The organism is Bacteroides faecichinchillae JCM 17102, assembly GCF_000614145.1.
Taxonomy (GTDB): domain Bacteria; phylum Bacteroidota; class Bacteroidia; order Bacteroidales; family Bacteroidaceae; genus Bacteroides; species Bacteroides faecichinchillae.
Window position 1 is genome coordinate 40,730 of sequence record NZ_BAKK01000010.1, and the last position, 16,364, is coordinate 57,093.

A 16,364-nucleotide genomic window follows, 5' to 3' on the forward strand; every position below is an offset into this window, starting at 1 on the left:
TCTTTACAATTATAAACGATATGAAAAACCTATTATTACTGCTATTGATGGTTCCTATAAGCCTTCTAGCACAAAACGAGAACACTTCCCAAGATACTACTTTCTACGCTAAGGGACGGAAGATAGTTATCAAAGAACAAGGTGACAAGATAAAAGTGAAACTTTACGAAAAGTCTTCTAATGGAGACAGCCTGGTAAATAACACACAAATTTTTGAAGGAGTTTATCTGAACGGACGAAGTACAGAAAACCGCACTATTCTGGATGCTCTCCCCTTTTCTAATAAACGAAAAAAAAGGAATACGTTCTCTCCGCATCTTTGTGGTCTTTATTTCGGTTACCTGATGGTATCCAATGATTTCGGGACATTCAATCCTTCTAATCAAGTCAGTCTCAACACCAGTCACTCATGGGAAATTGGTGCTAATTTGTTCACCACTTCTCATGCATTCGGTCCGACCAAGAATTGGGGATTTGCCTTCGGACTAGGATGGGGATATCGCAGTATGCGTCTGGATGGCGATTATGCATTTCGTGACATTGACGGAATAACGCAAGTAGTATCCGGTTCTCTCGAACCTGCCGATGGAATATCTACCGAATATAGTAAAAGTCGGCTACGTTATTTCTACTTCCGCATTCCTCTTTCTATTGAATGGCAAACTAGATTAAGCAACAGAAGGTCTGTCTTTTTCTCTGTCGGTCCGGAAGCTGAAATCCGTCATGGATTCAGATCCAAAGGAAAGATCAACGGCAAGAAAGAAACATTTGATAAAGGATTGCACGGACGTCCTGTAGGAATCAATCTGTTGGCGCAAGCCGGATACGGAAATTTGGGAGTTTATACACGCTACACCACTTATGGAATCTTCGAAAAAGGAAAAGGTCCTGAATTGTATCCCTTCTCTTTTGGATTGAGTTGGTATTGGTAAAAGGATTAAAAGCATGAATACCTGATAGGAATATCGTTAGTTTTATCTATATTTGTAGGAAAAATGTAGCAAATAAATAAAACTAACGATATTTTTGTATGATGACTAAAGAAGAACTTATGCGGAAAGCTATTGAGCTTTCCAAAGAGAACGTTGCTAACGGAGGAGGTCCTTTCGGTGCCGTCATAGCAACAAAAGAAGGTGAAATTATCGCTACCGGTGTCAATCGTGTAACGGCATCCTGCGATCCTACTGCGCATGCAGAAGTTAGTGCTATCCGCGCAGCAGCTACCGAACTTGGAACTTTCAACCTTAGCGGTTACGAAATATATACTTCCTGCGAACCTTGCCCGATGTGTCTAGGTGCTATTTACTGGGCACGACTGGATAAAATGTATTATGCTAACAATAAAACGGATGCTAAAAATATCGGCTTTGATGATTCCTTTATATATGATGAACTAGAGCTGAAACCTGCAGACAGAAAACTTCCTTCAGAAGTGTTACTACACAACGAGGCTATCAAGGCTTTTGAAGAATGGAGTGCAAAGGAAGATAAGGTGGAATATTAAAAGGGAAAGGATTGGAAACATAAACAAAAACTATTACTAACGAATTTCAAAAAAGTTCAAATCACTAGCAAATAATTTAATAATTATTTCATGTAGCATCTCAAAACATCTCTTTAGAAAGAAAAATCTGCATGAAACGAATCTTCATATATATCAGACTGAAGATATCTGTTGCACAATGAATCATAGATAAAATGTTAGGGATTTCCTCATTTTTCGGTTATATTTGCACTTAATTTAGATTAGATAATAATTATGAAATACTTTGAGTTTACATTTACCACTCTCCCTTGCACTGATACAATGAATGATATATTGGCTGCCTTTCTAGGGGAAGTTGGTTTTGAAAGTTTTGTAGAATGTGAAGGAGGATTGACTGCTTATATCCAACAAGCTTTATATGACGAATCAACTTTGAAGAGTGCAATTGCTGAATTTCCATTGTCGGATACAAAAATTACCTATACATATACAGAAGCAGAAGATAAAGATTGGAACGAAGAATGGGAAAAGAATTTCTTCCAGCCAATTGTTATTGGTGACCGTTGTGTGATTCATAGTACATTCCATCAGGATATTCCCCCAGCAGAGTATGACATTGTCATCAATCCCCAAATGGCTTTTGGTACAGGACATCATGAAACAACAAGTCTTATCATCAGCGAATTATTGGAAAGTGACCTGAAAGGAAAATCATTACTTGATATGGGGTGTGGAACATCTATTCTAACAATACTCGCACGTATGCGGGGAGCACAACCTTGTACTGCTATCGACATCGATGAATGGTGTGTTCGCAACTCTATCGAAAATATAGAACTGAACCATGTAGATGATATTGCCGTTTCACAAGGAGATGCTTCTTCACTGAACGGGCTAGGTCCTTTCGACGTTGTTATCGCTAACATCAACAGAAATATTCTGTTGAACGATATGAAACAATATGTTGCTTGTATGCAATTGGGATCGGAATTGTTGATGAGCGGGTTTTACGTTGATGACATTCCGGTTATCCGAGCAGAAGCAGAAAAGAACGGATTGAAGTTCGTTAGCCAGAAAGAAAAGAATCGCTGGGCAGCAGTAAAGTTTATTTATCCTGTCGGATAAATTCAGATACTGACTCTAATGACTCTTCAAAAAATAAAACTCCCTACCATTAATCGACCATTTTATATTTAAATAGGATAATTAATAGTAGGGATAATTTATATAAAACGATATGTGGTTTCACTTAAACTCTTCTTTGATCTGCACACACCACTCTTTTATCCTTTTTTCCGCTTGTTCAGATTGATTATCCAAATCAATCACCAAGCCACACCATTTACTATCGCGCAACGCACGAGAACGTTCGAAAGTATATCCTTCGGGAGAGGTACACCCCACAAGAATAGCACCGTCACCTTCAAAAACTTCAGCTAACAAACCGATACCATCAGCAAAATTCTCTGGATAACGCACTTGGTCACCTAAGCCAAAAATAGCAACCTTCTTTCCTTTCAGGTCCATCGTACGCAACTCCGGTATCAATTCATCCCAATAAGTCGGGAGTTCTCCGTCATACCAAGTGGATGCACCTACTATAAAACGATCGTAAGCAGAAAAGTCATTCTGCCAAGCTTGCTCAATAGGTACTACGTCTATCTTGTCTTTCCCAAACTCTTTCTCAATCTTCTCGGCTACCCAGGATGTCTTTTCTGTTTTGGTAGCATAAAATAAACCTATCTTTTTCATAATTCACAGAGTTAATATTCTAATAACTTTTTAGCAGCTTCATATATTTTCGCCTCATCCGGCAAAATGGCTTTCTCCAGAAGTGGATTGAATCCTACAGGAGTAAAGGTAGAACCAACACGTTGAACCGGTCCATCTAAGTAATGAAACATCTCGGAGCCAATCATTGCAGCCAGCTCAGCACCAAAACCGGCAAAGACTTTGTCTTCATGAACAACCAATGCCTTACTTGTCTTTTTCACTGATTCGAAAATAGCTTCTTTATCCAATGGCATTAACGAACGAATGTCTATGACTTCTACTTTCCATCCACATTCCTTTTCCAATAGTTCCGCAGCGTGTAAACAGAAATGTGTCGTATTACCATAAGTAATAATACTCAGATCAGTTCCTTCGCGGCGAATACGAGCTTTACCAAAAGGTACCTCAAAGTCTTCGGGAACAACAGTTGCAGCCTCTACCGAATTATATAATGCTTTGGGTTCCAGGAACAAAGTAAATCCTTTAGAACGTATACTGGTTCGAAGTAACCCGGCAGCATCATCCGCATAACAGGGACAGACTATGCGTGCACCCGGAAGGGTGGTTAACGCTCCTTCTATGTTCTGAGAATGGTATAATCCTCCACCAATATAACCTCCGGAAGCCAATCTCAGGGTAATATTCGGAGCAAACTTTCCATTACTGCGCCAATACTCATGTGTACATTCTACGTATTGTTCTACAGCCGGCCAGAAATAGTCAGCAAATTCCGCTCCCTCTATAACGACATGAATCTTTGGATCAAACCGACACATTCCGTTGGCTGTACCAACAATGTAATCTTCAGCAATCGGCGCACTGAATACACGTGCATCTCCAAATTCCTGTTGCATTCCCTTGGTTACATTAAATACACCGCCTTTATCCTTGTTAGCTACATCCTGCCCCCAGATAAATGTATTCGGATTTCTTCGGAATTCCGTTTTCAGCGTTTCGTTAATGGCATTCACCATAAAGGTTTTCTCCCCTTCTTCGTTGTGAGTACCGTCTTTGTATTTTTCAGGCTGATAAGGTTCCGGGGTTACGAAGTCATAAATGCTTTTTGGGTCCGGATCGGGTGCAGCCAGTGCTTTCCGGTTAGCGGCAGCAAGTTCTTTCTTTGCTGCTGCCTCTATTTGTTGCAATTCCTCTTCTGTCAGACGTTTATAACGAAGTAACATTCTACGGAATTTTGCCAAAGGATCGGCGTCTTTTACATACTCCAACTCATTCTCATCCCGGTAGAGAGTATGTTTATCCGAATTGGAATGGGAACCGATACGAACACAGTTTGCTTGTACAATAACTGGATTACGGGTATTGATAGCGTGTTCACGTGCTTCGGTCATTGCATTCATAGAGTCGAAAACGTCTTTACCATTACAGTAGATGATTTTCAAGTTTTTAAAACCGGAAAAATTTTCAGCGACTTTACGATTAGCTGTTTGCTCCGATTTCGGTACAGAAATACCATATCCGTTATCCTGAATAACAAAAATGACAGGAAGCTGTTCGAGACTGGCACCATTGATAGCTTCATAAACAAAACCTTCGGAAGTGGCAGATTCACCATGGGAAGTAATAGCAACTCCTTTATGTCCGTAATAGACCATGGCTCTAGCTACACCTACTGCATGAAGATCATGTGTTCCGGTAGCCGATGAGATATTTTCGATATGCCATTCCGGTTTGGCAAAATGGTTCGACATATGTCGTCCCCCACTACCCGGATCGGTTGCTTTGGATATTCCGTTCAGAATAATTTCTTCTGCAGTCATTCCAGCAGAAAGAACAGTCAGCATATCTCTGTAATAAGGGAACAGAAAATCTTCGCCGAGTGTGAACACCTGTCCGATAGCTAGCTGAATACCATCGTGACCTGCATAAGGTGCATGGTAAGACCAGCCCAGAGATTGTAGCAAATAGGATGGAGCCTTTTCATCCAAGGCACGCCCTAATGTCATCAGATGATACCACTTTTTCAAGGTTTCCACATCTGTAGTCTTTATATCATACTTTTTCATAGTTAATGAGTTCTTTATGAATGAAACAATTAGTTATCAGCCTTTCCAGTTTTCCAGATAGTCTGCTATAAAATGCAGGAAGTTACCTCCCAACATACCGTCTACCACCCGATGGTCATAGGATAAAGATAAATACATCTTATGGCGAATAGCAATTGTGTCTCCTTCCGGTGTTTCAACAACAGCCGGTTTCTTTTCGATGTATCCTACTCCTAATATGGCAACCTGTGGTTGATTGATAATCGGAGTACCAAACAAGCTTTTGAACGTACCGAAGTTGGTAATGGTAAATGTACCTCCATCAATATCTTCCGGCATTAGTTTATTATCGCGTGCTTGATGGCCAAAGAATCAATAGCAACAGCTAATCCATTTAAATTCAAACGATCTGCATCATGTACTACAGGAACAATCAGATTTCCATCATTTAAGGAAACAGCAATACCAACATTGATATGTTTCTTAAAAAGGATATTATATCCATCAACTGATACGTTTACTTGAGGATAGGCTGCTAAAGCTTTAGCTACGGCTTCGGTAATTGCAGGCATATAAGTTAATTTCACTCCCTCACGACGGAAAAATGCATCTTTATTCTTATCACGCCAACGTACCAATTTGGTAACATCTACTTCGACTATATTGGTTACATGAGGAGAAACTTTTTTAGACATAACCATATGATCGGCAATGATCCGGCGAACACGATCCATTTCTTTCACTTCTACCCCCGGTATATTAGATGTCGTTGATGTAGTTTGTTTCGGTGCAGCAACCGAGGCAGTTGTAGCTGAAGACGCTGAAGCAGAAGAGGCTGGCTTAACAGAAGATACAGAGGTAGCGGCAGCAGAAATTTTAGAGGTATTTGATAGACCTCGTTTCTTCTTGTCTATATAATCTTTTATATCTTTTTTACTCAACCGGCCTTCATAGCCTGTTCCTTGTATCGTATCTAATTCTTCTTTGGGAATATTGGCTTCTCTGGCTAATTGAATCACTACAGGAGAATACCAACGTTCTTCTGTCACAACAATAGGATTTAACTCCTGAGGCTGATCTTTTGGTTCAGTAGGTTGGCTTTCTGATTCTATTGACGTTTTTGTTCCATTCACATCAGATATAGTGTTCATTGAAGGATTAGCTTCTTCTTTTCCTGTGTTTTCGCTCGCAGTAGTTTCTTCCGAAGATTCTTCTCCATCCAGATCGACAACAGCAACCACAGTTCCCACTGCTACCGTATCTCCCTCTTTGTATAAGATTTCCACAACTTTTCCAGCAACCGGAGAAGGAATCTCCGCACTTACTTTAGCGGTATTTACTTCAAACAGGATATCATCCTCCTGAATCGTATCCCCTACTTTTACAGACCAGGAAACAATCGTTCCTTCTGTTATACTCTCGCCTAACTTAGGCATTTTTATTTCGAATCTTGACATAAACAATAATTTTATTATTCAACTATGATACTGTAGAACAAGCCGCTGAAAAAGAAAGTTTTAAGTTAAAGTATTTTTAACCGGATGTCAGCGACTGAATACCCAATCTTCTTGCATATATTTACTTTCACGAAGTTGCCCAATCGCTTCTAATTCCTCTTTGCTGAAAATACTTTCCGTTTCTCCCCGACTGAAATATTGAAAAACAATCTCCTTGAAACTATCAACAGTTTCTGTAAAGTTACTATTACGTATATTGGTAACTTCGCTTCTGACCGAAGACATAGCATATTTAATTTGAGAAGTATTAGTTATATTTTCTTCCTGTGGATTCAGAACTCTATTTAAAATATCGAGGTCAGTGTCATAAAGTAATGTACAATGATACAGTACCCTATTTTTATAGACACATTGTGCACTCCCCGATATTTTTAGTTTATTCAGATAAATTCCCAGACGTTCATCTCCCTGAGCATTTAAACCCAATGAGGCTAGAAAATCTAATGTCTGTTGTAGATATACGGTAAAATCGGGAATACGGGAAACGGTTTCTATAAAAGTCAGATTAACATTTCCCAAGTCATGATATACTGTTCCTCCACCTGAAAAACGTCTTGCTATTTGAATCTGTTGTTGTTTTGCCCAATTACAATCAATCTCTGCACAGGCTCGCTGATGTCTCCCCAATACCACAGAAGAAGTATCCTGCCAAAGCATAAACACGTCATCAGTACTTTGCTTCAACAGATATTCTTCCGCAGCCAAATGAAAGTAAATGTCTGCAAATGGACTATAAATATAACGGGACATAAATACAGATTATTATATTTGTAATATTGAAAACAGAGACTAAACTTTATGAGAACAATACCTCATGATAAATCTCTCCTACTGTAGGATGTGGAAATACACTCTTCTGAAATTCCTCTACTGTATATCCTTTTTGGATAGCAATACCTGCTATTACAATTAACTCTGATGCCGGATTTCCCAACATATGACATCCAATAATGCGCCCAAACTCATCCTGAATCAGCTTACAGATTCCTGTTCCATGCTCATTCTCTGCTACAAAACGACCGGAATATACCATTGGAAGTTTCATTACTCGATAAGAAATACCTTGTTTTATAAGTTCTTCTTCTGTTTTACCCACTCCTGCAACTTCAGGATTGGTATAGACAACTCCCGGAATACAGTCATAATTCATCCGGTCATCTATTCCCAAAATATGATTAATAGCTACTTCAGCTTCACGAATGGCTGTATGTGCTAAAAGAGAATATCCTGTAATATCTCCACAAGCATATATTCTAGGATGAGAAGTTTGTAGATGTTCATCAACTTGTACTCCATTTCTGTGAAGTTCAACAGAAAGTTTATCTAATCCAACATTAGCTATGTTTGCCTTACGTCCCACACTAAGGAGAATCTTCTCTGCTTCTATTGTAGAGGTCTTCCCTCCTTTCTCAATAACAACGCCAGTAGGTTTTACCTCCACGACTTTAGTATTCAGATAAAAAGTAACTCCACGCTTTGCATATTCCGAGCGAAGCATAGCACTTGTCTCCTTATCCATAGCACCCAAGATCTCAGGCATCATTTCTACTACAGAGACCTTCACTCCCATACTATTAAAGAAAGAAGCGAATTCCATACCTATAACTCCACCACCAATAATCACCAAACTCTCTGGAAGTTCTTTAATTTCTAACGCTTCTCTGGAAGTCCAATATTTAATATCAGATAATCCCAGAATTGGAGGTATGACTGTATCAGATCCGGTACATACCAGAAGATATTTCACCTGATAAATTTCTCCGTCACAAGAAATGCGAATCAACCCGTCTTTTTCTCCTTCTATATAAGCTTCTTTTTCCACTATCGTCACTCCATAAGAATTAACCGTCATCTTCACCCCACTCGTCAGCATTTTCACTGTCTTATCTTTACGATTCATTATTTTAGTTAAATCAAAAGAAGGAGTATCGGAAGAAATTCCATATTTAGGAGCATTCTTAATACTATCCAGTATCTTTGCAGAATAGAGCAAAGTCTTAGTCGGAATACATCCTTCATTGAGACAGACTCCACCTATCGCTTTTTTCTCGAAAAGAACAGCCTTCAACCATTTGCACCAGCCCGCTCAGCAGCCGTGTAGCCAGCAGGACCACCACCAATAATAGCTATATCAAAATTCATAATCGTACTTATTTATTAATAATACGATTATAACAAATAAAAGAAGAAGTTAGTTTTTGGAGAGAAGAAGTATAACTATTTAATCGTCATCTTTTTAAGTTCTTCCAACGTTCCGTTGAATACATTTAGATCTACATTCACTGGAATACCGGAGACGCTTCCTACATCAGTATGTTGCCAAAAGTCCCATTTACCTTGATATTTCACAGAATCAACGTAATAATGGGCAATCCAATAAGGATATGTATTAAAAATAGAATCGTTCAAGTATTTGGTTTTAAATTTATAAGAGGTATATAAAATAGGTTTCACTCCATAATGAGATTCCACACGGTCCAGCCAACGCTTAATACCTTTTTGCAATTCCTTTTTTTCCTTGCTTCCGCTTACTTCGACATCAAGTACTGGAGGAAGGTCACCTGAATCTAATTTTACCGTACGGATAAAAAAGTCAGCTTGTTTGAGTGCATCTGTATTGGGAATATAAAAATGATAAGCTCCACGTATAAATCCATGATCACGTGCATCAGCAAAATTGGCTTCAAAGGTATCATCACCATGATCTCCTCCTTCTGTCGCTTCATGAAAACAAAATGCAAAGGAAAATCCGTATCTTTATTTTGCAACAATTTGCTCCAATCTATTTTTCCTTGATAATGGGAAATGTCAATACCATGAACATCATATCCGCAGGGAATACATACTCCATATTCTTTACGGCCATGACAAGTCTGCCAACGATAAGTATAGGGACGGACAAAGAAATAATAGAAAATAATGGAAAAACAAACAATAATAATTACTGCCAACACATTTCGAAGCCAATTTGACATTGGACGGTTATGCTTACTTTCTACCTTCCGGAAAGTACGGGAAGTTTTAGAAGAAACTCTCTTTTTTTTAGTGGAAGAAACAGGTTTCCTCTTTTGAACAACAGAAACAGGATTATTACGTGAAGGCATTATTTCTTTAACGGCAAATAATTTTAGGAATTAGATTAAAAGCCTTATGATATATTACTTAGACGCGGATTTACGAGGATAATACGGATTCTAAAAAATCTACATTTATCCGCGTTATCCGCGTCTAAGTGGTTCTTCATGGGAACTGCTTTTCACCACAGTCCCCCTGAAACAAATTTATTTTCCTTGTTCCAACTGTAAAGTCTTAGTTGGCTCGTCACATACTTCTGTCGGACCAAAATACTGAATCGGCCCTGGATATACATAATCAGTTTCAGTAGCCCAACGATCACGTTGTGAAGCGAATGCTTTGAAAGGAGCACCATCCAGTTTCACTAAAGCTTTCTGAATAACCGGTTTCATTTCGCCATGACGACGTTCCATGTTCATCATCATTGTAATAGGCACACCACCTGCAATCCATTCAGCAGCAGGAGCAGTTGTGTTACGTACAGATGACATGTAACCAGTTTTACCATTAGCAATCAACATGGAAGCTGTGTAACCTAAAGAGTAACAATAGTCAGCATCGAAGTTTGACGGAGCAGCGCAACGTCCTTCATAACCGAAGAAGTGATGTTGAGCAGCAAACTTACCAACATATTTACCTTCTTCTTTCCAAGTAGCTAATTTAGTAGCTACCATTTCAGACAACAGTTTTTCTGTTTCAATCAACGATACCTGAACGTTTCCATGTGGGTCACGATCTAAAGACAACTGGCGAGCTACACCTTCTGGCAGACTTGCATAAATTGCAGAGTTTTCCGGAGTCAGCTTACTGATAATATAATCACGTTGGTGAGATTTCTTAATGTGAGAGAATTCTTCAGCATTAGTTGCCAAGAAGTCATTCAGCTCAGAAATCAGACGTTTCATTGCCGGAATGAATTCAACCAATCCTTCAGGAATCAAAACAGTACCGAAGTTATGTCCCTGCGCAGCACGATCAGCTACAACTTTAGCAATGTATGTTACTACATCATCCAAAGACATATCTTTAGTTTCTACTTCTTCAGAAATGATACATACGTTAGGTTGTACTTGCAAAGCACATTCCAATGCGATATGAGAAGCCGAACGACCCATCAATTTGATGAAATGCCAGTATTTACGTGCAGAGTTACAGTCACGTTGAATGTTACCAATTACTTCTGCATAAGTTTTACAAGCTGTATCAAAGCCGAAAGATGTTTCAATCATATCATTCTTCAAGTCACCGTCAATAGTCTTAGGACAGCCGATTACCTGTACGCCATATTTCTTAGCAGCATAATATTCAGCCAGCACACAAGCATTTGTGTTAGAGTCATCACCACCGATAATAACCAGTGCTTTGATACCCAACTCCTTGATGATTTCAAAACCTTTTTCAAACTGACTTTCTGATTCCAATTTAGTACGGCCAGAACCAATTATATCGAAACCACCTGTATTACGATATTCATCAATGATATCTGCAGTCAGTTCCATGTAATTATGATCAACCAAACCACCAGGGCCTAAAATGAAACCATACAATTTATTTTCCGAATTCAACTTTTTGATACCGTCAAACAAACCTGAAATTACATTGTGTCCACCAGGAGCCTGTCCACCTGAAAGGATAACACCTACATTCATTGCAGGAAGTTTCACAGCTTCTCCTGCTTCAAATGTAATCAACGGCATTCCATAAGTGTTAGGGAATAAAGCTTTAATAGCTTCCTGATCTGCCACAGACTGAGTAGCTGCGCCTTCTACAGCTTTTACAGCTCCAGATGCCAAGGCTTTCGGAAGTTTGGGCTGGTAAGCAGCCCTTGCGATTTGCAATGCACTTTTAGTCATTTTCTTTATTTTTATTAAAGGTGTTAGTAAGTTTCTTGCTAAACTTGAAAAGCGTTGCAAATTTCGCATTTTTTTCTGGAATACAAAAGAAGCAAAGAAACTTTTATATCTGTAAATTCGCGATTGACAGAACTCTGTTCTATAATTCGGGATATCCAACGAATGTTATTACACAACCTTTCATCAATTATTTACTCTCCATCCTCCACCAAGAGCCTTATAAAGTTGAACAATAGCAATCAATTCATCACGAATGGCATTGCTCAAACCAATTTGAGCGTCAAAATATCCACGTTGAGCATCTAATACATCCAGATAATTAGTAAATCCATTGATATACTGTAACTGTGCCAAATCCATGTAACTCTTTGCCGAATGTTCCAGATTAGCCCGAAGAGCATATACCTCCTTTATCTTATTAAAGTTTACGATCGCATTACGGGTTTCTTTAAAAGCTGTCAGTACAGCCTTCTCATAATTATGTACCTCTGCTTCATAAGCAGCTTTCTTTGCTTTCAAAGCTGCACGATTCTTTCCCCATCCGAATATAGGCGTGAGTAAGGCTCCTTCCATGACTGTATAAGGAGATTTTAAAAGATCCGAAAGAGAAGTACTTTCCGTTCCAAAACCTCCAGTCAGTGCTAAACGTGGAAACATATTTGTATAAGCTACCCCGACTTTAGCATTCGCCGCAATCAGTTTTTGCTCTGCCTGACGAATATCCGGGCGACGTTCCAATAAAGCAGAAGGTAATCCCACCGGAAGTGTTTCCGGAATATTAAATCCCTGAAGCAAATGTGAACGGACAATTCTGTTAGGATATTCACCGGCAAGAAAAGCAATATCGTTTTCTTTCAAAGAGATTTTACGTTCTAAATCCGGCACTAGAGTAGCAGTACGTGCCAACTCAACTTGTGCCTGACGATATGGAATTTCAGAAGTCAATCCACCATTATAACGGATACGAGCAAGACGTATTCCTTCTTCACGAGCTTTCAACGTTTGTTTTACGATGTCAAGTTCTGTATCTAAAGCAACCAATTCATAATACGCTTGAGCCACTTCAGCAACAATTGTCATTCGAAGAGCCTGTTGCGCCTCCACTGATTGTAAATATTCAGCTACACTCGCTGATCGTGCCCAACGTAAATTCCCCCAAAGATCAATTTCCCATGAAACCAGAAACTGAGCTTCAAATGTATCAGCTTTCTTGAAAGCATCTCCACCATGATTTTCTAATTCACGTTCTGCAGTCACTTTTCCTTTTATATCAGGAAGCAATGCTGCCGTAGATATTCGCTTCTGAGCTGCCATCTCTTTCACACGAGCAGCAGCAATCAACATATCTTTATTATGTTCTAATGCACGATCTATCAAATTACAGAGAGTTGTATCCGTATAAATTTCTCTCCAATCCCGTTCACCAAAACTAACGGTGTCCTGATTCTGTTCCAGACTATCGGGTAAACAAAGATCTGGACGAACATAGTTTTTCCCAACTTTACAGGAAGTCATGATTACAGCAAATAATAGAAGGGCAATATATAGATCTTTTCGTTTCATTATTTCTTATGTTTTAAAAGTTTCGACTTTGTTTTATATACCATTACAAAGAAGAAAGGTACAAGAATAATACCAAATACAATGGCAAATATCATTCCGAAAAACACACCTGTACCAATCGCCTGTCGACTGGCAGCACCAGGTCCGCTTGCCAATACCATCGGAAGCATTCCAAGTACGAAAGCTAATGAAGTCATCAGAATCGGACGGAAACGTAAGCGAGCTGCATAGATGGCCGACTGTATCAAATCTTCTCCTTTATCTACCTGTACTTTGGCAAACTCCACAATTAAGATCGCATTTTTAGCCGCAAGTCCAATCAACATCACTAATCCAATCTGAAAATAGACATCGTTTTCCAAACCACAGACCCAAACTCCGAGATAAGCTCCTAAAGCAGCTACCGGCAAAGATAGTAGTACTGCAATAGGTACTGTCCAACTTTCGTACTGTGCAGCGAGAAACAAGAAGACAAACAGAAAGACCAATGCCATAACCATACCAGTCTGACCTCCAGCTTTTTTTTCCTGATAAGACAATCCACTCCATTCCAAACCGATATTATCAGGAAGATGATCACGAACAATCTGCTCCATTATTTCCATCGCTTGTCCTGAACTATATCCTTGTGCAGCAGCACCTCTAATAACAGCTGTAGTAAACATATTGAAACGCTTAATACTACCAGGCCCTGTAGTGTATGATGCATTTCCTAAAGAAGTCAGTGGTACCATTGCTCCATTAGATGCTTTCACAAAAAATAGATTGATATTATCTTTATGTTCACGATAAGGGGCTTCTGCCTGAATGTAGACTTTATATATACGATTGAACATATTAAAGTCATTCACATATACCGAACCGGTATAAGCCTTCATCGTAGAAAATACATCAGCTAAAGGTACTCCCAACATTTTTACTTTATCCCGATCGACATCAAAGTAAAGTTGAGGAATTTCCGATTGTAAAGAAGAAGACAATCCCGTCAGTTCTTTACGTTTAGAGGCATAATACATCAGAGTATCGGCCGCATCCACCAAATTATCGAAAGTAGCTTCACCACGAGCCTCCAATTGCATTTCGAACCCTCCGGAACTACCTAATCCCGGAATAACAGGAGGCGTAGACAAATATACCTTGCATTCCGGATATTCTTTAAGATGTTTCTCTACCGTATCCATAATCTTTTCAATAGTAGTACTTTTTCTATCCTCCCAAGGTTTTAGAATCACAGTTAATTCGGCACGCCCCTGATTACTTCCCACACGTGGACTACTACCTGTTACATTCTGAATATATTCGATATATGGATTCTTTTCCAGATAGGCTATTGCACGATCAGTTACAGCACGAGTACGTTCCAATGTAGCTCCTTCGGGCAATTCTAATTCTATCTTAAAATAACCCTGATCTTCTACTGGCAAAAAACTAGTAGGAATAATCCTGTGAATAAGTAGAATAGCAATCAACACCATTCCAAAAGCACTTAATATCCGACGTGGATGTTTGATTGTACGTGTCACAGCAGACACATATTTATTACTGCCAATTCCCAACCATTCATTGATTTTTCTGAAAATGATATTTTTTTTCTTTCCATTATCCGGCTTCAAAATCAAAGAGCACATAACGGGACTCAGAGTTAAAGCTACAATAGTAGAAATAAGTACAGATACCACAATCGTCACTGTAAATTGACGATATAATTGTCCGGTAATTCCACTCAGGAAACTAACTGGAACAAATACCGCTGCCAACACCAGTGAAGTAGCAATCAATGCACTTGATAATCCGGTCATCGCTTTTTTTGTTGCTTCATAGGGACTCAATTTTTCCGTTTCCATGATATGTTCTACCCCTTCTACCACAACAATCGCATCATCCACTACAATACCGATAGCAAGGATCAATCCTAGCAATGTCAAAATATTCAATGAAAAACCAAATATCAACATAAAACCAAAGGTACCGATTAATGAAATGGGTACTGCTACAACCGGTATCAGAGTTGCACGCCAACTCTGCAAAGACAGATATACGACCAATACTACCAGTACTAATGCTTCAAATAGGGTTTTGTATACCTCATGAATAGATTCTGATATATATGTCGTCATATCAAACGGAATCTCGTAACTTAATCCTTCAGGGAAATTCTTACTGATTTCATCCATTGCTTCTTTCACATTCCTTGCAACTTCCATAGCATTCGCACCCGGTAACATATAAATTCCAAGTACTGCAGCATTCTCACCATTAATACCACTTTCCGTACTATACGAAGAAGCTTCCAATGAGACATGTGCCACGTCTTTTAATCGGATGATAGAACCATTAGCATTGGCACGTACCACAATATCTTCAAACTGTCCTACAGTAGAAAGACGTCCCTGAGTAGTAATAGGAATAGTTATATCCAAACCTTCTACAGGTTGTTGCCCCAATACACCGGCAGCAGATTCACGATTCTGATCCTTCAAGGCGTTTTGTAAATCTTGTACAGTTAATCCAAAGTTTGCCAACTTATCAGGTTGAGCCCAGATTTGCATAGCATAATAACGACTACCAATATTTGAAACACGCCCTACTCCAGGAACTCGGCGAATCACATCAAGCACATTAATAGTCGCAAAGTTACTCAAATAAATTTCGTCAAACTTAGGATCGGTAGAAGTCAAACACAAAGTCATTAACTGGCTAGGTGCCTGTTTCTCCACAGAAATACCATTTTGGATAACTTCTGCCGGAAGACGGGATTCTGCCAGTTTCACACGATTCTGTATTTCCACTGCAGCTAAATCCGGATCAGCGGAAACATCAAAAGTGACTGTTGCCGAAAACCCTCCGGAATTGGAACTGCTAGATTCCATATAAAGCATGCCAGGAGTACCATTGATTTCCTGCTCAATCGGAGTTGCCACAGCCTGTGAAACAGTCAACGCACTAGCACCCGGGTAAGAAGCACTAATCTTTACCACCGGCGGCGTAATCTGTGGATACTGATCCACCGGAAGCATGGTCAAACCAATGATTCCGACAATCACAATAACGATGGAAATTACTGCTGAAAAAACAGGTCTATCTATAAAAAATG

General features: G+C 39.2%; 9 protein-coding genes and 4 pseudogenes. 3 read left to right on the forward strand and 10 right to left on the reverse strand.

The annotated features are described in order from the left end of the window. The first annotated feature begins 20 nt into the window (after window positions 1-20). From JCM17102_RS07220 to prmA, 3 genes are all read left to right on the forward strand, one after another. Entirely contained in the window at window positions 21-932 is a 912-nt protein-coding gene (locus JCM17102_RS07220) for an outer membrane beta-barrel protein (protein ID WP_025074596.1), read from the forward strand. Window positions 933-1,033: 101 nt separating this feature from the next. Beyond that, window positions 1,034-1,504: a nucleoside deaminase gene (locus JCM17102_RS07225; protein ID WP_025074597.1), complete on the forward strand. Its 471-nt coding sequence runs from the start codon at window positions 1,034-1,036 to the stop codon at window positions 1,502-1,504. Between the two features lie 255 nt (window positions 1,505-1,759). Next, entirely contained in the window at window positions 1,760-2,611 is an 852-nt protein-coding gene (gene prmA, locus JCM17102_RS07230; protein WP_025074598.1) for a 50S ribosomal protein L11 methyltransferase, read from the forward strand. A 120-nt stretch (window positions 2,612-2,731) separates the two neighbouring features. On the opposite strand, the gene JCM17102_RS07235 is transcribed toward prmA, so the two are convergent. The 10 genes and pseudogenes from JCM17102_RS07235 to JCM17102_RS07275 all read right to left on the reverse strand — a co-directional run bounded on the left by JCM17102_RS07235 (window position 2,732) and on the right by JCM17102_RS07275 (window position 16,356). Continuing rightward, window positions 2,732-3,238, reverse strand: a complete 507-nt coding sequence (locus tag JCM17102_RS07235; protein WP_025074599.1) for a flavodoxin — start codon at window positions 3,236-3,238, stop codon at window positions 2,732-2,734. Window positions 3,239-3,249: 11 nt separating this feature from the next. After that, window positions 3,250-5,283: an alpha-ketoacid dehydrogenase subunit alpha/beta gene (locus JCM17102_RS07240; protein ID WP_025074600.1), complete on the reverse strand. Its 2,034-nt coding sequence runs from the start codon at window positions 5,281-5,283 to the stop codon at window positions 3,250-3,252. Window positions 5,284-5,319: 36 nt separating this feature from the next. Beyond that, a pseudogene (locus JCM17102_RS26595) lies at window positions 5,320-6,308 on the reverse strand (dihydrolipoamide acetyltransferase family protein); the annotation flags it as partial. A gap of 243 nt (window positions 6,309-6,551) precedes the next feature. Next, a pseudogene (locus JCM17102_RS32375) lies at window positions 6,552-6,719 on the reverse strand (biotin/lipoyl-containing protein); the annotation flags it as partial. An 87-nt stretch (window positions 6,720-6,806) separates the two neighbouring features. Next, the gene (locus JCM17102_RS07250) at window positions 6,807-7,529 is read right to left on the reverse strand and encodes a lipoate--protein ligase family protein (protein WP_025074601.1); all 723 of its coding nucleotides are present in this window, start codon (window positions 7,527-7,529) and stop codon (window positions 6,807-6,809) included. 46 nt (window positions 7,530-7,575) lie between these two features. Further along, a pseudogene (lpdA, locus tag JCM17102_RS26600) lies at window positions 7,576-8,921 on the reverse strand (dihydrolipoyl dehydrogenase). A gap of 75 nt (window positions 8,922-8,996) precedes the next feature. Further along, a pseudogene (locus tag JCM17102_RS26605) lies at window positions 8,997-9,883 on the reverse strand (glycoside hydrolase family 25 protein). 177 nt (window positions 9,884-10,060) lie between these two features. Further along, window positions 10,061-11,707 (reverse strand): diphosphate--fructose-6-phosphate 1-phosphotransferase, encoded by a 1,647-nt coding sequence (locus JCM17102_RS07265; protein WP_025074602.1) that lies wholly within the window; start codon window positions 11,705-11,707, stop codon window positions 10,061-10,063. Between the two features lie 183 nt (window positions 11,708-11,890). Continuing rightward, window positions 11,891-13,270: an efflux transporter outer membrane subunit gene (locus JCM17102_RS07270; protein WP_025074603.1), complete on the reverse strand. Its 1,380-nt coding sequence runs from the start codon at window positions 13,268-13,270 to the stop codon at window positions 11,891-11,893. Beyond that, window positions 13,270-16,356, reverse strand: a complete 3,087-nt coding sequence (locus JCM17102_RS07275; RefSeq protein WP_033886608.1) for an efflux RND transporter permease subunit — start codon at window positions 16,354-16,356, stop codon at window positions 13,270-13,272. Before JCM17102_RS07275 ends, JCM17102_RS07270 begins: the two co-directional genes overlap by 1 nt. Window positions 16,357-16,364: the final 8 nt, after the last annotated feature.